Here is a 20093-nt window from a genome sequence, read left to right as displayed (position 1 = left end):
AAAGACAATGCTTACAAATAGCATTTATTTTGCTTTAAGCGTACCAAATTGTTTTTACGAACGCTTTCTTCACTAGCTTTTCGAACTTTTGGTTGTTTATGAGGTATATACCAGTTATAATAAAGAAGAATAAAAAGGAGGAAATAAGATGGTCTCAAGTTTACCAGTTTATATTCAAATACACGATAAAATTAAAGATGACATTGAACATGGTGTTTGGAAGATTGGAGACAGGCTTCCGTCAGAACGTGAGCTGGCCATTCAGTTCAGTGTTAGTCGGATGACGTTAAGGCAGGCCATTCAGACACTTGCAGATGAAGGGATTTTAGAGCGTAAGATTGGTTCGGGAACCTATGTTGCCCGCAAGAAAGTTCAAGAAAAAATGACAGGAACAACCAGCTTCACAGATATCATGCTTTCCCAAAATCGAGTACCTTCCAGCCGTACTATTTCCTATTATGTAGCCAAACCAAGTTCTAGTGAAATGGAAAAATTAAACCTAAAAGAAAATGAACAAATCGTACGCATGGAGCGGGTTCGGTTTGCAGATGATTTACCAATCTGTTTTGAAGTTGCTAGTGTGCCATACTCATTAGTCGATCAATATAGTAAAACAGAAATTACCAGTTCTTTCTATAAAACTTTGGAAGAAAAAGGCGGCAATAAGATTGGACATGCTAATCAAACAATTTCAGCAATGTTAGCCTCAGAACAAATTGCGGATTATTTAAAAATCAAACGTGGTGATGCTATTCTTCGTTTACGTCAAATATCTTATTTTGAAAATGGTACACCGTTTGAATATGTAAGAACACAATATGTAGGAAACCGTTTTGAGTTTTATTTAGAAAAATAAGCGAAAAAGGAAATGAAGACTTTCAGCTCATCTATAATTGGAGAGCCGTCTGTTTTCATTCCCTTTTTTTATTTTGTTAAATCTATTTTTTCATTGATCCAGTATATAAAAATCCCGCCAAAGGCCATTGATAATAGTTCACCAATAGCAACTGTTAGCCATGTGTAGAAAAACGGCAGATGATAAAAAAAAGTTAATTGTCCGGCAACGGTAAACATCGATAGCGAACAAATAATTGCTGTGACAATCATTTTTTTAACCGGATTTTTTAGCCTTTTCGTCACATAATAGGATAAAAGTAAGACAACAAATGTCGACAAGCTACCGATGATGACATCCACTAACCCTAATGGTGAAGCAAAATTTGAGATAGCTACTCCTAAAGTTACGGCAATGATGTAACGTTTATTGAAAAGTGGTAAATAATTAAATAACTCTGAAAATCTGAGTTGGACAGCTCCAAAACTAAAAGGGGCCAAAAAAATAGTGACAACAACATAGAGTGCAGTGATCAAGGCCATTTTTGTTAAAGCAATAACAGACCAAGCTTTAGTCTGTGAGTTTGGATCATTCATTTGTATTCTCCTTTGTAAAACAGATTCTCTGTTTTAGTGATAACTATGACCAAAGGAAGTGACAGAAAAAAAGACTGCCAGCTGAAGTGTCATAGTGTGAATTGCTTCACTGTTTTTTATGATAACGAAGATTGTGTTGCTTGTAAAGTACTAGGTTATTATTTTTCCAACCAGCCGCCATCGATTGTCATCACAGTTCCATGAATATAGTCTGCCTGCTTGCTAGCCAGAAAAAGAGTTAGAGAAGCAACTTCTTCTGGTTTTGCCCAACGTCCAGCGGGTGTTTCGTTTGCGACCCATTGCGCCATTTTTCCGTCACCAGCAAAATCAGCAGCGTTCATAGGTGTTTGAATCGCACCAGGCGCAATTGCATTTGCTCGGATACCTTGTCTTATATAGTCGTGATCCAATTGCTTAGTGTAGCCTATTATGGCATGTTTAGAAGCTGTATAAGCAGCACCTCCGCCACCAGCAACCAATCCAGCAATTGATGCCATATTGATGATCACACCATGTTTTTGTGTCAACATTTGGGGTAAGACTTGATTGGTAACTAAGAATGTTCCTTTCAGATTAACTGCTAAAATCCGATCCCATAGGGCTTCTGTTGTGTCCAAAGTAGGGGTGTAATCATCTAAAATCCCAGCAGTATTCAATAAAATACGAATAGGTCCAAATAACGCATTCGCTTTTTTAACAGCTGTACTAATTTCATTTTCTTTTGTCACATCTCCAGTAAATGTTATGAATTTACCAGTAGAGTCTCTTGTTTTTTTGATAGTCGCAGCCAATCCTGTTTCATCAAGATCCATTCCTAAAACATTGGCACCTTGATTTACAAAAGCGATTGCTTGAGCTTGCCCTATGCCAGAAGCAGCACCAGTTATAAAGATTGTTTTTCCTTGGTATTCATCAAATTTCATACTTGCCCCTCTTTTCTTGATACTATAAGAAAAGCTAGAACAACTTAGTTCAAGTGTTCTAGCTTCATTATGACTTTTCTAATCTATGCTGACAATTTTCCAGTCTTCAGCCAAGACATCACACGGTGTTGGTGAAAACATGCTATATCCTTCATCAGATGTTTTAATTAGAAAATAAGGGGTAACTTGTAGAAAAGTCCCGTCAGATAGCCCAAGCTCATCTCTGAGTTCAATATATAATTCAAAACCTCCCCAACCTTCTCTTACAGCTTTGGCTCCTTTTTTAATATGAGGTAATACTTCTTCAAATGTCATCTAATTGCTCCTTTTTTATGATGGGTATTTCATGATAAGAACATTCGCCTTCTTTAAATGTAACTTGTCCATTTAATAGTTCGACGATTTCTGCCATAAATTGCTCGGATTTTATTTCATCTACAAGGCAAATAACGTCAACTTGTTCTCCATAAACCGTGTCTTGCAGTGTATAAGGATTATGTTCTATAAAATTTTGAACGTTTCCCAAATTAGGATAACTGATCGTTAAACGAATTTCCTGCTGCAATTTCCCTTCAACTAGTCCAATGGTGTTTAATGCATGTGAAACAGCATGACTATAAGCTCTGATCAAGCCGCCAGCCCCAAGTTTTGTTCCGCCAAAATAGCGAGTGACGACGGCCGCTACGTTGATCAATTCTTGCTTTTTTAAAACTTCCAGCATGGGAACACCCGCTGTTCCACTTGGTTCTCCATCATCGCTGCTACGTTGGATATCACTTTTTTCACCGATTATAAAAGCACTACAATTATGATTGGCTTTCCAATGCTCCTTTTTCTTTTGAGCAATAAATTCCTTTGCTTCATCCTCTGAATAAACTCGTTTAAGCGAACAGATAAAACGTGACTTTTTTATTTCGATTTCGCTCTCTCCATCAGAGCGAATGGTAAAATAACTATCAAGCATTTGCTCAGTCCTTTACTACATAATACTTTAAGTATAAAAAAAATAAAGACAAGACGCAACCATTCTCTTAAAAAATATAAGAGACCTTCATTTGCTTATGCTAGTTTTTATGAGATAATGATGAAAAGAAAAATTACTGTAAAGACAAGGGAGTGAATGATTTGGCAAAAGAGCGTCAAAAGAAATATGATAGCGTTACCCATTATTTAACAACCAATGGTGGTTCACAAGTAACTTTAACGTTTACTCAATTTGACGAGTTACTTTTTCCACATTCAGGACTTCCTAAAACAGCACGTACAGATATTGATTGGTGGGCAAATGACCACAAACATCCTGAAAAAGGCGCGTATGGTTGGCTTAATGCAGGTTACCAAGTGGCACAAGTCAATATTGAAAAAGAGTATATAGTTTTTAATAAACTATTAAAATCTAATTGGATTTTTTAAGATAGGGAAACATAAACGACCAAAAGCAGGAAGCGTTGACAAAAAGCAAAATTTTACTATACTAAGATTAAGAGAATTTAAAAATATGTTATGTTATCATTAGAAAAAAGGAGATGGCTTTCATGGCTAAAAAAACAATCATGCTTGTATGTTCTGCTGGAATGAGTACAAGTTTACTTGTAACGAAAATGCAAAAAGCAGCTGATGCACAGGGATTAGATACGGATATTTTTGCTGTATCTGCCTCAGATGCAGATAACAATTTAGAGAGTAAACCTGTAGACGTGTTATTATTAGGTCCTCAAGTTCGATTCATGAAAAGCGATTTTGAGAAACGTTTAGAACCAAAAGGGATTCCGCTAGAAGTGATCAACATGGCAGATTACGGCATGATGAACGGAGAAAAAGTGTTACAGCAAGCACTAAATTTAATTGGAAATGACTAATCAATCAAGTGAACCAAAACGTGTTTTAAGTTTTGGTTCACTTATTTTTTTGAAATAGGCTATCTAAGCCCAGATAATGCTTCATATCAAATAAAAATGCGTCTGATTTGCTGAAAAGTGAATTAGCCGTGTTTTTTTTTGCGGAATGTTTTGTATTTAAACTTTTTTTTAAAATAAAAAGATAGTAAGGATAAAATGCGTAGTTTAATTACGGAGGAGAAAAATGCAGGAATTATGGGGAAGAAAAATCTTAAAAAAAGAAGTTGATGATATAGAACTAGTCGAGGAACATGGTCAAAAATTATCAACGATGCAAGAAGTAAATGAAAAAACAATTCAATGTCTACGGTGTGGTCAGATTCAGAATAAGTCTATAGTTCAATTATGTAATAATCATTATTTTTGTCCAGAATGTATTCAATTAGGCAGAGTAGACACTAGTCAGAAATTTTATCATTTATCAGAACCGATACCTGTTCAAAGAACAGTTAATTTTGCATGGGAAGGAAAGCTTACTGAAGGACAACAAGCAGTATCAAATGATTTATTAGCTTCTGTAAAAGAAAATGAGTCTCGAATGATTTGGGCCGTTACTGGCGCTGGAAAGACTGAGATGTTATTCAAAACCATTCATCATTCTTTAGAATGCGGTTATCGAGTTGGTATTGCTTCGCCAAGAGTAGATGTTTGTTTAGAGCTTTTTCCCAGAATACAAGCAGTTTTTCCAGATGAACCCATGATCCTTCTTCATGGAAAAATGGAAGAGCAGTATCACTATACTAAACTGTTAGTATGTACAACACACCAATTATTACGTTTCTTTCAGGCTTTTGATGTATTGATCATTGATGAAGTAGATGCTTTTCCTTTTGTTGATAATCCGTTATTACAATACGCAGTAAAACAAGCAATCAAGAAAACTAGCTCGCTGATTTATTTAACCGCAACACCGACAAAAGAGTTAACCAAAAAGACTGCAAAAAATGAATTACAGACTAGTATTTTATCAGCTCGTTATCATCGAAGAGCCTTGCCAGTTCCAAGAACAAAGTGGTGCAATCAATGGCAAAAGAAAATCAAGAAAGGTAATGCTCCTAGAGCGTTACTAAAAAAAATTCGTACGCTGGGGAATAAAAATGATGTGCTGATTTTTTGCCCTAGTATTTCTTTGATGGAAAATTTGAAGGAAACTATTGAAAAGAAATTTCCAGAAGTACCACTGGCTTGCGTTCATTCACAAGATCCAGAGCGGCTGGAGAAAGTTATGAAGATGCGAAATAAAAAATATCGAATTCTTATAACCTCTACAATATTGGAAAGAGGTGTGACATTTGATGGTGTGTCTGTAATAGTTCTAGGAGCAAATCATGCTGTGTTTGGGACATCCGCTCTTGTTCAAATTGCTGGCAGAGTGGATCGAAGAAAGGAATATACAGCAGGCGAAGTCTGGTTTTTGCACGACGGATGTTCAAAAGCTATGAAAGGTGCAATTAAGCAAATCAAAAAGATGAATGCTTTAGGGATAGAACGGGGATTAATTGATGAAATGTAATTATTGCGCTCAAATGATCAATAGAAATTTAACGCTTAAGGAAATCTTTTTGCCTAAAAAAATAGTCTCCGAACAATTGTGTTTACACTGTGTAAAAACGTTTCAGTTGCTAGAGAAAAAGGATAGTTGTCATGGTTGTCAGCGACAGACGAATAAACTGTATTGTGAAGACTGTTTGAAATGGCAGAGGCATTATCCAAATTATGATTTTCACCATGAAGCACTTTTTTTCTACAATCAAGCAATGCAAGAATGGTTTGAAGAATATAAATTCAAAGGTAATTATCGTCTTAGATATAGTTTTGCGAATTTCTTACAGGACTATTTTAAGCATAAAAAGAACGTTATAGTGATTCCAATGCCAATTTCAAATGAACGAATGAAGGTCAGAGGCTTTAATCAAGTTGAAGGTCTTTTGGACGCTGCAGGTATCACTTATCAGCCCTATCTCGAGCGTTTCGTAGATGGTGTATCACAAGTACAAAAAACAAGGAAAGACCGACTAGCGTTAAAACAACCTTTCCTACTGACAAAAGAAGGTCAAAAAATAATCTCAAATAAAGAAATTCTTTTAGTTGATGATATTTATACAACCGGTCGGACAATTTTTCATGCAGCACAAGTTATTTTGGAGATGAACCCTTCAAAACTGTATACGTTTTCTATTGCGAGATAACAGAAGAATTAAAATGAAAAATCGACCGCAATTTGGTTGGCAAAAGTAATATAATTCGTTATAATAGAATTAAGAAGAAGGATAACAGAGTGGTCCTTTTATTCCTTCTTTAGTGTCAGATGAAAGGGGTAATCGTTATGTTTAGATATAATGTGCGTGGAGAAAATATTGAAGTTACTGAAGCTATTAGAGACTATGTAGAGAAAAAAGTTGGTAAATTAGAGCGTTATTTCAGTGATTCACCTGAAGCAACTGTTCACGTGAACTTAAAAGTATATACTGAAAAAACAGCAAAAGTTGAGGTTACGATTCCTCTACCTTATTTAGTTTTACGTGCTGAAGAAACATCACCTGATTTATATGCAAGTGTTGATTTAGTTGTAGATAAATTAGAACGACAAATTCGTAAATTTAAAACAAAAATTAACCGTAAATCTCGTGAAACAGGGATGAACACTGCTAAAGCAGCTATTTTCTTGAATGGTGAAGAAACACCAGATGAAACGCCAGAATTAGACATTGTTCGTACAAAACGTCTTTCATTGAAGCCAATGGATAGTGAAGAAGCTGTTTTGCAAATGAACATGTTAGGACATAACTTCTTTATCTTTGAAGATTCAGAAACAAATGGAACAAGCATTGTTTATCGTCGTAAAGATGGTAAATATGGTTTGATCGAAACAGATTAATTTAGTATGAAGGAAGTAAATTTCTTTGGTTTAACAAGGGAAAACTAAGACTAGCTAGTATTAGAAAAATTGTTATCAAGAGTATTTTCTTTCAAATTTCCGATTTTCTAAGAGACTGTAGCAGGACGGCACACGTTTTGCCGCAGTCTCTTTCCTTATTTCAAACGTATGTACATAAAAAATAAAATAATATATTGTTAATATTAAGAGAAGTTATTTCCTTTCTTGCCAACTAATGATAAAATAGAAAGGATGATTGTGCATTTAGTGCAAAAAATAAATAGAGTCAATTGAAAGGAACACTTAAAACATGGCGAATTTTTTAAAAAAGATAATCGAAAATGATAAAAAAGAATTAAAACGCTTGGATGGTATAGCTAACCAAGTAGAGTCTCACGCTTCCGCTATTGCAGCGCTAAGTGATGAAGACCTAAAAGCAAAGACCGAAGAGTTCAAAGCTCGCTACAAAAAAGGTGAAACATTGGATCAATTATTACCGGAAGCTTTTGCGGTTGTTCGTGAAGCTGCGAAACGTGTGTTGGGCTTATATCCATATCATGTACAGTTAATGGGTGGTATTGTTTTACATGATGGAAATATCCCTGAAATGAGAACAGGTGAAGGTAAGACCTTGACTGCTACAATGCCAGTTTATTTGAATGCATTGACAGGTGAAGGGGTTCATGTCGTAACCGTCAATGAATATTTAGCAACTCGTGACTCAGATGAGATGGGTGAATTGTACAATTTCTTAGGCTTGACAGTAGGCTTAAATATCAATTCAAAAACATCAGAAGAAAAACGTGATGCTTATAACTGTGATATCACTTACAGTACGAATAACGAATTAGGGTTTGACTATTTACGTGATAACATGGTTGTTTATCGTAATCAAATGGTACAACGTCCATTGAACTATGCAATCGTGGATGAGGTCGATTCCATTTTGATCGATGAAGCTCGTACACCGTTGATTATTTCTGGACAAGCAGAAAAATCAACAGCTCTTTATACACGTACAGATAATTTTGTTAAACGTCTAAAAGAAGAAGAAGACTATAAAATCGATGTTCAATCGAAAACAATTAGTTTAACTGAAGCGGGTATTGAAAAAGCAGAAGAAAACTTCGGTTTAGAGAACCTTTATGATATTGAAAACACTGCTTTGACACATCATATGGATCAAGCATTACGTGCGAACTTTATTATGCTTCGTGATATTGATTACGTTGTTCAAGATGGCAAAGTTTTGATTGTTGACCAATTTACTGGTCGTATAATGGACGGTCGTCGTTATTCAGATGGGTTACACCAAGCAATTGAAGCCAAAGAAGGCGTAGAGATCGAAGACGAAACAAAAACAATGGCAACAATTACATTCCAGAACTATTTCCGTATGTATAAGAAATTAGCTGGGATGACGGGGACTGCTAAAACAGAAGAAGAAGAATTCCGTGAAATATACAATATTCAAGTTTTCCAAATTCCAACAAACCGTCCAATCATTCGTGATGACCGTGCAGATTTACTTTACCCAACACTACAAAGTAAATTTAAAGCAGTCGTCCAAGACATTAAAGAACGTTACCATAATGGTCAACCCGTCTTAGTTGGTACAGTTGCTGTTGAAACTTCTGAATTATTATCAGAGTTATTAAACAAAGAAAAAGTACCGCATGAAGTATTGAATGCGAAAAATCACTTTAAAGAAGCCGAAATCATCATGAATGCTGGTCAAAAAGGTGCAGTTACGATCGCTACCAATATGGCTGGTCGTGGTACAGATATCAAGCTTGGTCTTGGTGTTGTTGAACTTGGCGGTTTAGCTGTGATAGGTACTGAGCGTCATGAATCACGCCGTATTGATAATCAATTGCGTGGACGTGCTGGTCGTCAGGGAGACCCTGGGGTTTCTCAATTCTACCTATCACTTGAAGACGATTTGATGAAACGTTTTGGTTCAGAACGAATCAAAGCATTCTTGGATCGTATGAATATTGAAGAATCCGATGCAGTGATCCAAAGTAAAATGTTAAGTAAACAAGTAGAATCAGCTCAAAAACGTGTTGAAGGGAACAATTACGATACACGTAAAAATGTCTTACAATACGATGATGTAATGCGTGAGCAGCGTGAAGTTATTTATGCGCAGCGTCAAGAAGTTATCATGGAAGATAAAGAGTTGACTGAAACATTATTAAACATGGTAAAACGTACAATCACTCGCGTTGTAGATAGCCATACACAATTAGAAAAAGAAAACTGGAACCTTGACGGAATCGTTGATTTCGCTTCTTCAACATTGGTTCATGAAGACTCTATTTCTAAAGCTGATCTAGAAGGCAAATCACCAGAAGAAATCAAAACGTATCTAGTAAAACGTGCTCAAGAAGTTTATGACATCAAAGTAGAACAATTAAATGGTCCAGAACAAATTCTGGAATTCCAAAAAGTGGTTATTCTACGTGTTGTAGATACAAAATGGACAGATCATATCGATGCAATGGATCAATTACGTCAATCAGTGGGCTTACGTGCTTACGGACAAAATAATCCATTAGTTGAATATCAAACTGAAGGCTACAATATGTTTGAAGAAATGATTGGAGCAATCGAATACGAAGTAACTCGTCTGTTTATGAAATCAGAAATTCGTCAAAACGTTCAACGTGAACAAGTGGCGCAAGGGGAAGCTGTTCATCCAACAGATGAAGAAGAACCTCAAAGTAATACAAGTGCTAAGAAGCAACCCATTCATGTTGACGAAAAAATTGGCCGTAACGACCCTTGTCCATGTGGCAGTGGTAAGAAATACAAAAATTGCCACGGTAAAGGTCTTTAAAAATTGATGAAGGTGAGGCATTCGCCTCGCCTTCATTTGTTGTGTCACAAAGTATTGAAAATGGAAGGAAGAAAATATCATGGAAAATGCTGAAATCCGCACTATTTTAGATGAAATGAATCAATCAATCACAAGCTTTAGGGGGTCTCTTTGACTTAGATCAGTTAGAAGAAGATATAGCCGAGGCTGAAAACAGAATGGCAGAGCCAGGTTTTTGGGATAATTCTGAAACAGCACAACAATTGATCAATGAAACCAATTCCTATAAAGAGAAATATCAACAATTTCATCAATTTGCTGATGAGTTAGAAGAATTGGAAATCATGAGTGAGATGCAGCAAGAAGAATACGATTCTGATACGCAAGTAGAATTGGAAGAACGGCTACTAGCTTTAAAAGAAAAATTAAGTATTTATGAACTTTCTTTATTGTTAAACGAGCCTTATGACAAAAATAATGTTATCATGGAACTTCATCCGGGAGCTGGCGGTACTGAATCGCAAGATTGGGGCAGTATGCTGCTTCGAATGTATACTCGTTGGGCTGAAAGTCACGGCTTTCAAGTAGAGACATTGGATTACCAGTCTGGAGATGAAGCAGGCATTAAAAGTGTTACGCTTTTAATTAAAGGATATAATGCGTATGGCTATTTAAAATCAGAAAAAGGTGTTCATCGTTTGGTCCGGATTTCACCGTTTGATTCAGCCAAACGTCGTCATACTTCCTTTTGCTCAGTTGATATTATGCCAGAATTAGATGAAAACGTTGAGATTGATATCAATACAGATGATCTAAAAGTCGATACGTATCGTGCCAGTGGTGCTGGGGGACAACATATTAATAAAACAGAATCAGCAGTTCGAATCACACATATTCCGACTGGAACCGTTGTTGCTAGTCAAGCACAACGTTCACAATTAAAAAACCGTGAGCAAGCGATGGGCATGCTGAAAGCAAAGCTTTATCAATTAGAAATGGATAAAAAAGCGCAGGAAGCAGCGTCATTACGTGGTGAGCAGCTAGAGATTGGTTGGGGCTCTCAAATTAGATCTTATGTTTTCCACCCCTATTCAATGGTCAAAGATCATCGTACCAATTATGAAACTGGAAATGTACAGGCTGTAATGGATGGAGACTTAGATGGATTTATTGATGCTTACTTGAAACAAAAACTAAATTGATCAATTCACAGAAATGAAACAAAATTGTAAACTGTTGAAAGAGCCTTGAAACAAAGTCATGTTATAATGATTGATAGTCTAGAAAACAGAGATGGAGAGAATACGCCATGATTGAAATGAAAGATGTAATGAAGAAATATTCGAATGGTACCACAGCTATCCGAAATATTTCAGTAGAAATAAAACAAGGTGAATTCGTTTATGTTGTTGGACCTTCCGGAGCCGGAAAATCAACATTTATTAAATTAATGTACCGTGAAGAAAAAGCAACTAAAGGACGTTTAAAAGTTGCTAGTCATGATTTAATGAAAATAAAAAATGCCGAAGTTCCTTATCTTAGAAGAGAAATCGGTATCGTCTTTCAAGATTATAAATTATTGACGAAGAAAACTGTTTATGAGAATGTTGCTTATGCTATGCAAGTTGTTGGGCGTAAGCCAAGAGATATCAAGAAAAGAGTAATGGAAGTTCTTGATCTTGTTGGTTTGAAACATAAAGTCCGAGTGTTCCCAAGTGAACTATCTGGTGGGGAACAACAACGTGTTTCAATTGCTCGTGCAATCGTAAATACACCTAAAGTTCTAATTGCCGATGAACCAACAGGAAATCTTGATCCGGAAAACTCATGGGAAATCATGAAACTTTTAGACCGGATCAACGCACAAGGAACGACCGTTGTAATGGCAACACATAACAGCACGATTGTAAACACGATCCGTCATCGCGTAATCGCCATCGAGAATGGCCGAATTATTCGAGACCAAGCGGAAGGAGAATATGGCTACGATGATTAGAACGTTCTTTTCTCATGTCCTAGAAAGTATCAAAAGTTTAAAACGTAATGGGTGGATGACAATTGCTTCTGCCAGTGCCGTTACGATTACTTTAGTCCTTGTTGGGATTTTTATGGCAGTAATTTTTAATGCAACAAAATTAGCAAAAGATATCGAAGAAAACGTAACAGTTTCTGTTTTTGTGGATATTGGTACAACACCAGATGAAATGCAAAAATTAGAAAAAGAATTAAATAAAATCGATAATGTCGAGACGATTTCATATTCAAATAAAGACAAGCAATTAAAGAAAATCCAAAAACAAATGGGTGAAGCTTGGAACTTATTTGAAGGGGATAGCAATCCTTTATACGATGTTTATTATGTAAGTGCGAAAGAACCATCAGATACGAAGAAGATTTCAGAGAAAGCAGCAAAACTGCCGAATGTATTTAAAGCCGATTACGGTGGTGTTTCCTCAGATAAGATTTTCAGTATTGCCGGAAAAGTTAGAACATGGGGATTGGGCGCCGCAATTCTATTATTGTTTGTTGCAGTATTCTTGATTTCTAACACGATTCGTATTACGATTCTTTCTCGCCAAAGAGAGATTCAAATCATGCGTCTAGTTGGTGCGAAAAATGGTTACATCCGTTGGCCATTCTTTATAGAAGGGGCTTGGATCGGTTTAATTGGCTCGATCATCCCGATTTTGGTTTTAACTTTCGGATACCAAAAATTCTATACGTTGTTCAACCCACAACTGTTGAGTTCAAATTATTCATTATTAAAACCTGAATCATTTGTTTGGCAAATCGATTTATTAATGATTGTAATTGGAATGACAATCGGATCACTTGGGTCAATCATTTCAATGCGTCGTTTCTTAAAAATTTAGTAAGAGGAAGCAGACATTTTTGTCTGCTTTTTCTTTACTTATTTTCATAAGTTCGTTATGCTTTACTGGGGATGTAAGAGTGAAATGATTGGGGGGCATAAATGAAATTTTTATATGAAAATATATTTGTTATTATTTTTATTGCGAATATGCTATTATCGTTAGTTATTGTTTTTAGAGAACGGAAACAAACGGCTCAGACATGGTCTTGGCTACTTGTATTGATGTTTATTCCAGTCTTAGGATTTATTCTTTATATTTTCTTAGGACGAGGAATTTCAAAAGATAAGATTTTTGATATGAAAATGCAGGCTAAAATCGGTATGAATGCAGAAATAGAATCAGAAAAGCAGTCATTATTGAGAGGACTTTTTCCTCATCCACCAACAGGAGAAGTGGATTCAAAGCAACTGATTTACATGCTAACTGTGTTTGAAAGTTCGTTGTATACCACAAATAATGAGATTCGTTTATATACAGATGGACGAGAGAAATTTGACGGCTTAATCGAAGATATTCGACAAGCAACAGAGCACATCCATATGGAATATTACATTTACCGTGGAGATACATTAGGGAAAGAAATTCGTCAGGAATTGATTAATGCCGTGAAAAGAGGAGTAAAAGTTCGCTTGCTTTTAGACGCTTGGGGTTCTACCCAAGTAAATATGAAATTTTTTGAAGAACTAAAGAAAATTGGTGGAGAAATTGCTTTTTTCTTTCCATTATTTGTTCCATATTTAAATCCAAGAATCAATTATCGCAATCACCGAAAAATTGTGGTGATTGATGGGAAAATTGGTTATACGGGCGGTTTTAATGTTGGAAATGAATACCTAGGTGAAGTTGAAAAATTTGGCTATTGGCGAGATAATCATTTGAGAATTCACGGTGAAGCTGTTTATAGTTTACAGAATCGTTTTTTGATGGATTGGAATTCACAACATCGAAAAGAGTTGAGCTATGATTCGACTTATTTTCCACCCATTTGTTCTATTGGGAAGAAAGCGGTTCAAGTAGTAACGAGTGGTCCCGATTCAGAACACGAGCAAATTAAAATGACATATTTAAAAATGATATCAATCGCTAAAAAAGAAATTTTAATTCAAACACCTTATTATATACCGGATGCTTCGATTCACGAGGCGTTAAAATTAGCTTTACTATCTGGTGTTAAAGTGCGTATACAAATACCAAATAAGCCCGACCATATATTGGTTTATTGGGCAACGTATTCATTTTCAGCTGAACTATTGGAATATGGTGCGATTATTGAAACTTATGAACATGGGTTTATTCATGCAAAGACAATGATCATTGACGGAGGAATTGTTTCTGTTGGATCAGCGAATATCGATGTTCGTTCTTTCCGGCTTGATTTTGAAGTCAATACGATAATTTATGATCAAGAATTTTCGAAAGAAGTACGGGATGCTTTTTACGAAGATTCTAAAGTATCTGAACTTTTGACAGAAGAAAAATATCGGAATCGTGGTGTTCTGATTAAATTAAAAGAAGGATTAGCACGCCTAATTTCACCACTATTATAATGCTGTGGGGACAGAAGAACTTATTTCGGAATTCTTCAAAAATCAGTATTTTAGCACTTAGAATTTGATGTGATTGAAGTGTAGTACTTGCTTCTGATTTCACAGTTTATTCGGAATTCATGTGATTGGATGTGACTCAAAGAGTTGGATTCCAGTCACTTTTTAATTTGCCTTTTTCTGTTATTTTATTCTAAAAAATGGCCAATGTCGACAACTTATAATTTTCAATGGAAACAGTTAATGTTAAAATGAATTGATTGAATTGAGTTTGGAGGATTATCAGATAAATGAAAAAGAAAATGCTATTATTTTTTAGTTTAGTTGGAATACTAACTTTATCAGGATGTGCTAAGTGGATTGATCGAGGTGAATCGATCACAGCAGTCGGCTCATCTGCGCTACAACCGCTAGTTGAAACGGCAGCAGAAGAGTTTCAAAACCAAAACCCAGGACGCTTTGTCAATGTTCAAGGAGGCGGAAGCGGTACAGGATTGAGTCAAGTTCAGTCTGGTGCAGTAGACATTGGGAATTCTGACTTGTTTGCAGAAGAAAAAAAAGGAATCGATGCATCTAAACTGACAGATCACAAGGTTGCTGTAGTAGGAATTACACCAATCGTTAATAAGAATGTTGGGGTATCAGATATTTCATTAGAAAACCTTAGAAAAATCTTTTTAGGCGAAATAACGAACTGGAAAGAACTTGGTGGAAATGACATTGCAATTGTTATGTTGAATCGTGCAGCTGGAAGTGGTACACGCGTGACTTTTGAGCGTTGGGTATTAGATGGTAAAACAGCGATTCAAGCTCAAGAACAGGATTCAAGTGGGATGGTTCGTTCTATTGTTGCCGATACACCTGGAGCAATCAGCTATACTGCCTTTTCTTATGTTAATGATCAAGTGAATACGTTAAGCATTGATGGGGTAAAGCCAACTGACGAGAATGTTATAACGAATAAATGGACAATTTGGTCCTATGAACATATGTATACGTTAGGAAAGCCAAAGCAATTGACAGATGAATTTTTGCAATTTATGTTGTCAGATGATGTACAGGAAAAAATTATTGCTCAATTAGGGTATATCCCTGTTTCAAAAATGAAAATAGAACGTGATTGGCAAGGAAATCTTGTTAAATAATCCGTCTTTACACAAAATTTACAAACTTAACATAAGATTTACATGTTATTAAACGCAAATTTATGTTCAAAAGTTACACTGATTTTATTATGGAAAGTGTTGAGCAAATGGAGAAATATAAAATCTGATTGCGGTAGAAAACATCGCATTCGATTTTTCTTATTATTCTGTCAGAACTGAATGAACTCATTACGCTTTTAATGCTATCTAGCTTTGCGGGCTAGCTCTTCGGAAAAAAGATAAAAATGGAATGTGACAAAAAGCGTCACAGTCAATTTTTCCTATTTTTCTGTCAGAGCTGAACGAGCCCGCTACGCTTTTAATTTAAGGAGGAATTTTCTTGGAAGATGTGCAGAAGAAATTGTTAACAAAATCAAAGCGCGCCAGAATGGAACAACGAGGAAAATTTATTAGTTTTCTTTGTATCGCTTTGATTGTTTTGGTTGTTTTATCCATCTTTTATTTTGTGGCAAGTAAAGGTTTAGCGACTTTTTTTACGAATAAAATCAAAGTATCCGACTTTTTATTCGGTACAAACTGGAATCCAAGTGAAACAGGAACAGATGGTAAGCCAATGGTAGGAGCTTTACCGATGATTGCGGGTTCTTTTATCGTAACGTTTTTGTCTGCGATCATTGCAACGCCATTTGCGATTGGTGCAGCTGTGTTTATGACAGAAATTTCACCTAAAAAAGGATCAAAGATTTTACAGCCAGTTATTGAATTATTGGTTGGGATTCCTTCTGTTGTTTATGGATTTATTGGTTTATCTGTGATCGTACCTTTTATTCGTTCGATCTTTGGTGGTACAGGTTTTGGGATTTTAGCGGGGACATTTGTACTATTTGTTATGATTTTACCAACAGTTACAACAATGACAGTTGACGCGCTAAAGTCAGTCCCTCGTCATTATCGGGAAGCATCGTTAGCCTTAGGAGCGACTCGTTGGCAAACAATTTACAAAGTTGTTTTACGCGCTGCAGTCCCTGGTATTTTAACAGCCGTCGTTTTTGGAATGGCACGTGCTTTCGGTGAAGCTTTAGCGATTCAAATGGTTATCGGAAATGCAGCAATCATGCCGTCAAGTTTGACGACACCAGCATCAACGTTAACAAGTATTTTGACGATGGGCATCGGAAATACAATTATGGGAACAGTAGAAAACAACGTGCTTTGGTCACTTGCGTTGATCCTGTTGTTAATGTCATTGCTATTTAATATTATTATTCGGATCATCGGTAGGAAAGGGGCCTTGAAATAATGAATGCAAAAAAAGCAGATAAATTTGCAACAGGCGTTCTATACGCTATTTCAGGCGTGATCGTTTTGATTTTGGCAGCTTTGCTGCTTTATATTTTAATTCGCGGTATCCCGCATATATCTTGGGACTTTTTAACGAAACCTTCCAAAGCATATCAAGCAGGCGGGGGTATTGGTATTCAGTTATTTAACTCATTATACTTATTGTTGATCACGATGCTGATCAGTTTTCCTATTTCGTTAGGTGCGGGCATTTATTTATCTGAGTATGCGAAGAAAAACTGGGTAACAGATGTGATTCGCACGTCGATTGAAATTTTAAGTTCACTGCCTTCAGTCGTTGTTGGTTTGTTTGGTTTCTTAATATTTGTTGTACAAATGGGCTATGGTTTTTCGATCATTTCTGGTGCTTTGGCATTAACATTCTTCAACTTGCCTTTATTAACAAGAAATGTTGAAGAGTCATTAAAAGCAGTTCACTATACACAACGAGAAGCTGGACTTTCATTAGGATTGTCTCGCTGGGAAACAGTGATGAAAGTAGTTGTTCCAGAAGCATTACCTGGTATTTTAACAGGAGTGATTTTGAGTTCAGGAAGAATTTTTGGTGAAGCAGCTGCTTTGATTTATACGGCAGGTCAAAGTGCACCAGCATTAGATTTCAGTAATTGGAATCCATTAAGTGTTTCAAGTCCGATCAGTATTTTCCGTCAAGCTGAAACTTTAGCTGTTCATATTTGGAAAATCAATACAGAAGGTACAATGCCGGATGGTGCAGCTGTTTCTGCGGGTGCTTCTGCAGTTCTGATTTTAGTCGTTTTACTCTTCAATTTCGGCGCACGCTTTATCGGAAACAGATTATATAAAAGAATGACATCAGCCTAATGTTAGGGGAATCAGAATGAAAGAATATAATTTAAATGACACAAATATCATTAAACTGCCTGAACCGATTGCGTTGCATACAGATGATCTTCATGTTTGGTATGGAGACAATGAAGCAATCAAGGGCGTGGATTTGGAATTTGAAAAAAATAAAATCACTGCTTTGATTGGTCCATCAGGATGTGGAAAATCGACGTATTTACGTTCATTGAATCGGATGAATGATGGGATCGCTAATACCAAAGTAACGGGTAACATCATGTACAAAGGGGTAAATGTCAATACAAAAGAAGTCGATGTTTATGAAATGCGCAAACGAATCGGCATGGTTTTTCAACGTCCTAACCCATTTAGCAAATCAATCTATGAGAATATCACATTTGCTCTAAAGCAACATGGTGAAAAAGACAAGAAAAAACTAGATGAAATTGTTGAAACAAGTTTAAAACAAGCAGCACTTTGGGAGCAAGTCAAAGATAATTTAGACAAAAGTGCCTTAGCCTTATCAGGTGGTCAACAACAGCGTTTATGTATTGCTAGAGCCATTGCGATGAAGCCAGATATTTTACTTTTAGACGAACCTGCTAGTGCACTAGATCCAATTTCAACTGGTAAAGTAGAAGAAACATTGGTGAATTTAAAAGATGATTATACGATCATTATCGTAACCCATAATATGCAGCAAGCTGCCCGTATCAGTGATTACACTGCCTTTTTCTACCTAGGCAAAGTGATTGAATACGATGAAACAAGAAAAATCTTTACACGACCAAAAATTCAAGCTACAGAAGATTACGTTTCTGGACATTTTGGTTAGGAGGAGCAAGATGACAAAAGAAATTATTTCATCAAAAGATTTGCATTTATATTACGGTAAAAAAGAAGCTTTAAAGGGGATTGACTTGAGCATCAATCAAGGGGAGATCACTGCTATGATCGGACCATCTGGTTGTGGTAAATCGACGTATCTACGTTCATTGAACCGAATGAATGATTTGATTCCAGGTGTTACGATCACTGGAAGCGTGGTTTACAAAGGCAAAGACATTTATGGTCCGAAAACGGACATCGTAGATTTACGTAAAGAAATCGGTATGGTATTTCAACAACCCAATCCGTTTCCCTTTTCGATTTATGAAAATGTGATTTATGGTTTACGTTTAAAAGGTGAGAAGGATAAACAAGTACTAGATGAAGCAGTGGAAAATAGCTTAAAAGCAGCTTCTGTGTGGGAAGATGTGAAAGACAAACTGCATAAAAGTGCCTTGTCTTTATCTGGCGGACAACAACAGCGTGTCTGCATCGCTCGTGTTTTAGCTGTTGATCCTGAGATTATTTTATTGGATGAACCAACAAGTGCGCTTGATCCTGTTTCAAGTGGTAAAATTGAAAATATGCTTTTAACATTAAAAGAAAAATACACTATGATCATGGTGACCCACAATATGTCTCAAGCTTCACGAATTTCTGATAAAACAGCTTTCTTTTTACAAGGCGAATTGATAGAATTTAATGATACGAAGAAAATATTCTTAAATCCTAAAGAAAAACAAACAGAAGATTACATTTCTGGGAAATTTGGTTAAAAAAAAGGAGGAATACACATGTTGCGCAGCCAATTTGAAGAAGAACTATTAAATCTGCATAATCAATTTTATGAAATGGGCATGATGGTAAGTAATGTCGTACATAAATCTGTACGTGCTTATATCAATCATGATAAAAAGATTGCCAACGAAGTAATCGATTATGATGTAGAAATCAATGATATGGAAGTTAAGCTAGAAAAGAAAAGCTTTGAAATGATTGCCTTACAGCAACCAGTAACAACTGATTTAAGAATGATCATCACAGTCATGAAAGCCAGCTCTGATTTGGAAAGAATGGCAGATCATGCTGTATCAATTGCAAAATCAACTATACGCTTAAAAGGTGAGACAAGAATTCCTGAAATTGAAAAAGAAATTTCTGATATGTCTGACTACGTGAAGAAAATGGTTGATAATGTATTGATTGCTTATGTCAAAACCGATCAAAAAGACGCAAGAATGATTGCTAAAATGGATACTAGAGTAAATGAGTATTTTGATAGCATTTATAGCCACTCAATCAAGGCGATGCAGTCAAATCCAGAAACTGTAATCAGTGGGACAGATTATCTTCATGTCGCAACGTATCTAGAACGTATCGGGGATTATGTGACAAATATTTGTGAGTGGATCGTCTATCTTGCGACAGGAAAAATCACAGAGTTAAACAGTAATCATGATGAATAAGTATCAAAGAAAATACCTTCGATAAGTTTTCGAAGGTATTTTTTTGTAAAAAAACGTTAAACCAGAATTAAACATTCGAAAAACAGCGATCAAATTGAACATAATTTCAATAAAGTGTTTACAATATTTCATTCAACATGTATTATACAATTATAT

General features: G+C 35.9%; 21 protein-coding genes. 17 read left to right on the top strand and 4 right to left on the bottom strand.

The window, feature by feature from the left end:
* The first annotated feature begins 148 nt into the window (after window positions 1–148).
* A complete protein-coding gene (locus I583_RS09190) occupies window positions 149–856 on the top strand; it encodes a GntR family transcriptional regulator (RefSeq protein WP_010760763.1) in 708 nt (235 codons plus the stop codon).
* A gap of 68 nt (window positions 857–924) precedes the next feature.
* On the opposite strand, the gene I583_RS09185 is transcribed toward I583_RS09190, so the two are convergent.
* From I583_RS09185 to I583_RS09170, 4 genes are all read right to left on the bottom strand, one after another.
* Window positions 925–1431 (bottom strand): QueT transporter family protein, encoded by a 507-nt coding sequence (locus tag I583_RS09185; protein ID WP_010760764.1) that lies wholly within the window; start codon window positions 1429–1431, stop codon window positions 925–927.
* Between the two features lie 158 nt (window positions 1432–1589).
* Window positions 1590–2354 (bottom strand): 3-oxoacyl-ACP reductase, encoded by a 765-nt coding sequence (locus I583_RS09180; RefSeq protein WP_010760765.1) that lies wholly within the window; start codon window positions 2352–2354, stop codon window positions 1590–1592.
* 78 nt (window positions 2355–2432) lie between these two features.
* Window positions 2433–2669, bottom strand: coding sequence for a DUF2829 domain-containing protein (locus tag I583_RS09175; protein ID WP_010760766.1), 237 nt, complete (start codon window positions 2667–2669; stop codon window positions 2433–2435).
* On the bottom strand, window positions 2659–3318 hold the full coding sequence (locus I583_RS09170) for a YigZ family protein (protein WP_010760767.1): 660 nt from the start codon (window positions 3316–3318) through the stop codon (window positions 2659–2661). The genes I583_RS09175 and I583_RS09170 overlap by 11 nt, the downstream gene beginning before the upstream one ends.
* A gap of 161 nt (window positions 3319–3479) precedes the next feature.
* On the opposite strand from I583_RS09170, the gene I583_RS09165 reads away from it, so the two are divergent.
* The 16 genes from I583_RS09165 to phoU all read left to right on the top strand — a co-directional run bounded on the left by I583_RS09165 (window position 3480) and on the right by phoU (window position 19937).
* Window positions 3480–3767 (top strand): DUF7662 domain-containing protein, encoded by a 288-nt coding sequence (locus tag I583_RS09165; RefSeq protein ID WP_010760768.1) that lies wholly within the window; start codon window positions 3480–3482, stop codon window positions 3765–3767.
* 122 nt (window positions 3768–3889) lie between these two features.
* The gene (locus I583_RS09160) at window positions 3890–4213 is read left to right on the top strand and encodes a PTS sugar transporter subunit IIB (RefSeq protein ID WP_010760769.1); all 324 of its coding nucleotides are present in this window, start codon (window positions 3890–3892) and stop codon (window positions 4211–4213) included.
* A gap of 223 nt (window positions 4214–4436) precedes the next feature.
* Entirely contained in the window at window positions 4437–5765 is a 1329-nt protein-coding gene (locus I583_RS09155) for an ATP-dependent helicase ComFA (RefSeq protein WP_010760770.1), read from the top strand.
* Entirely contained in the window at window positions 5755–6441 is a 687-nt protein-coding gene (locus I583_RS09150) for a ComF family protein (protein ID WP_010760771.1), read from the top strand. The genes I583_RS09155 and I583_RS09150 overlap by 11 nt, the downstream gene beginning before the upstream one ends.
* Before the next feature lie 137 nt (window positions 6442–6578).
* Window positions 6579–7130, top strand: coding sequence for a ribosome hibernation-promoting factor, HPF/YfiA family (gene hpf / locus I583_RS09145; RefSeq protein ID WP_010760772.1), 552 nt, complete (start codon window positions 6579–6581; stop codon window positions 7128–7130).
* 310 nt (window positions 7131–7440) lie between these two features.
* Window positions 7441–9972 carry a preprotein translocase subunit SecA gene (gene secA, locus I583_RS09140; protein ID WP_010760773.1) on the top strand — a complete coding sequence of 844 codons (2532 nt, stop codon included), beginning with the start codon at window positions 7441–7443 and terminating at the stop codon, window positions 9970–9972.
* A gap of 79 nt (window positions 9973–10051) precedes the next feature.
* Window positions 10052–11153, top strand: a protein-coding gene (prfB, locus tag I583_RS09135; RefSeq protein ID WP_179190858.1) for a peptide chain release factor 2 whose coding sequence is annotated in 2 segments (ribosomal slippage) — window positions 10052–10123 and window positions 10125–11153 — 1101 coding nt in all. Because the reading frame shifts where the segments join, the coding sequence is not laid out codon by codon here.
* Between the two features lie 107 nt (window positions 11154–11260).
* A complete protein-coding gene (ftsE, locus tag I583_RS09130; protein WP_010760775.1) occupies window positions 11261–11947 on the top strand; it encodes a cell division ATP-binding protein FtsE in 687 nt (228 codons plus the stop codon).
* The gene (gene ftsX / locus I583_RS09125) at window positions 11940–12824 is read left to right on the top strand and encodes a permease-like cell division protein FtsX (RefSeq protein ID WP_010760776.1); all 885 of its coding nucleotides are present in this window, start codon (window positions 11940–11942) and stop codon (window positions 12822–12824) included. Before ftsE ends, ftsX begins: the two co-directional genes overlap by 8 nt.
* Window positions 12825–12925: 101 nt before the next feature.
* Window positions 12926–14374: a cardiolipin synthase gene (gene cls, locus I583_RS09120; RefSeq protein WP_010760777.1), complete on the top strand. Its 1449-nt coding sequence runs from the start codon at window positions 12926–12928 to the stop codon at window positions 14372–14374.
* A 287-nt stretch (window positions 14375–14661) separates the two neighbouring features.
* Complete coding sequence (locus I583_RS09115; protein WP_010760778.1) at window positions 14662–15516, top strand: phosphate ABC transporter substrate-binding protein PstS; 855 nt, start codon at window positions 14662–14664, stop codon at window positions 15514–15516.
* A gap of 340 nt (window positions 15517–15856) precedes the next feature.
* Window positions 15857–16777: a phosphate ABC transporter permease subunit PstC gene (pstC, locus tag I583_RS09110; protein WP_010760779.1), complete on the top strand. Its 921-nt coding sequence runs from the start codon at window positions 15857–15859 to the stop codon at window positions 16775–16777.
* Complete coding sequence (gene pstA, locus I583_RS09105) at window positions 16777–17661, top strand: phosphate ABC transporter permease PstA (RefSeq protein ID WP_010760780.1); 885 nt, start codon at window positions 16777–16779, stop codon at window positions 17659–17661. Before pstC ends, pstA begins: the two co-directional genes overlap by 1 nt.
* Window positions 17662–17677: 16 nt before the next feature.
* Window positions 17678–18478, top strand: coding sequence for a phosphate ABC transporter ATP-binding protein PstB (gene pstB / locus I583_RS09100; RefSeq protein WP_010760781.1), 801 nt, complete (start codon window positions 17678–17680; stop codon window positions 18476–18478).
* Between the two features lie 10 nt (window positions 18479–18488).
* Window positions 18489–19247 carry a phosphate ABC transporter ATP-binding protein PstB gene (pstB, locus tag I583_RS09095; protein ID WP_010760782.1) on the top strand — a complete coding sequence of 253 codons (759 nt, stop codon included), beginning with the start codon at window positions 18489–18491 and terminating at the stop codon, window positions 19245–19247.
* 18 nt (window positions 19248–19265) lie between these two features.
* Window positions 19266–19937: a phosphate signaling complex protein PhoU gene (gene phoU / locus I583_RS09090; protein ID WP_010760783.1), complete on the top strand. Its 672-nt coding sequence runs from the start codon at window positions 19266–19268 to the stop codon at window positions 19935–19937.
* The last annotated feature ends 156 nt before the right edge of the window (window positions 19938–20093 follow it).

Origin of the sequence: Enterococcus haemoperoxidus ATCC BAA-382 (genome assembly GCF_000407165.1) — a bacterium.
Classification (GTDB): Bacteria; Bacillota; Bacilli; order Lactobacillales; family Enterococcaceae; genus Enterococcus_L; species Enterococcus_L haemoperoxidus.
This window is presented reverse-complemented; position numbering and strand designations above follow the sequence as displayed.

Excerpts from the sequence above, each read along its gene's own strand:
- ftsX (WP_010760776.1), top strand. The coding sequence starts at position 11,940 with ATGATTAGAACGTTCTTTTCTCATGTCCTAGAAAGTATCAAAAGTTTA.
- cls (WP_010760777.1), top strand. The coding sequence starts at position 12,926 with ATGAAATTTTTATATGAAAATATATTTGTTATTATTTTTATTGCGAAT.
- ftsE (WP_010760775.1), top strand. The coding sequence starts at position 11,261 with ATGATTGAAATGAAAGATGTAATGAAGAAATATTCGAATGGTACCACA.
- hpf (WP_010760772.1), top strand. The coding sequence starts at position 6,579 with ATGTTTAGATATAATGTGCGTGGAGAAAATATTGAAGTTACTGAAGCT.
- I583_RS09190 (WP_010760763.1), top strand. The coding sequence starts at position 149 with ATGGTCTCAAGTTTACCAGTTTATATTCAAATACACGATAAAATTAAA.
- I583_RS09175 (WP_010760766.1), bottom strand. The coding sequence starts at position 2,669 with ATGACATTTGAAGAAGTATTACCTCATATTAAAAAAGGAGCCAAAGCT.
- I583_RS09115 (WP_010760778.1), top strand. The coding sequence starts at position 14,662 with ATGAAAAAGAAAATGCTATTATTTTTTAGTTTAGTTGGAATACTAACT.
- I583_RS09160 (WP_010760769.1), top strand. The coding sequence starts at position 3,890 with ATGGCTAAAAAAACAATCATGCTTGTATGTTCTGCTGGAATGAGTACA.
- I583_RS09185 (WP_010760764.1), bottom strand. The coding sequence starts at position 1,431 with ATGAATGATCCAAACTCACAGACTAAAGCTTGGTCTGTTATTGCTTTA.
- I583_RS09155 (WP_010760770.1), top strand. The coding sequence starts at position 4,437 with ATGCAGGAATTATGGGGAAGAAAAATCTTAAAAAAAGAAGTTGATGAT.
- phoU (WP_010760783.1), top strand. The coding sequence starts at position 19,266 with ATGTTGCGCAGCCAATTTGAAGAAGAACTATTAAATCTGCATAATCAA.
- pstB (WP_010760781.1), top strand. The coding sequence starts at position 17,678 with ATGAAAGAATATAATTTAAATGACACAAATATCATTAAACTGCCTGAA.
- I583_RS09180 (WP_010760765.1), bottom strand. The coding sequence starts at position 2,354 with ATGAAATTTGATGAATACCAAGGAAAAACAATCTTTATAACTGGTGCT.
- secA (WP_010760773.1), top strand. The coding sequence starts at position 7,441 with ATGGCGAATTTTTTAAAAAAGATAATCGAAAATGATAAAAAAGAATTA.
- I583_RS09150 (WP_010760771.1), top strand. The coding sequence starts at position 5,755 with ATGAAATGTAATTATTGCGCTCAAATGATCAATAGAAATTTAACGCTT.
- I583_RS09170 (WP_010760767.1), bottom strand. The coding sequence starts at position 3,318 with ATGCTTGATAGTTATTTTACCATTCGCTCTGATGGAGAGAGCGAAATC.
- pstB (WP_010760782.1), top strand. The coding sequence starts at position 18,489 with ATGACAAAAGAAATTATTTCATCAAAAGATTTGCATTTATATTACGGT.
- pstA (WP_010760780.1), top strand. The coding sequence starts at position 16,777 with ATGAATGCAAAAAAAGCAGATAAATTTGCAACAGGCGTTCTATACGCT.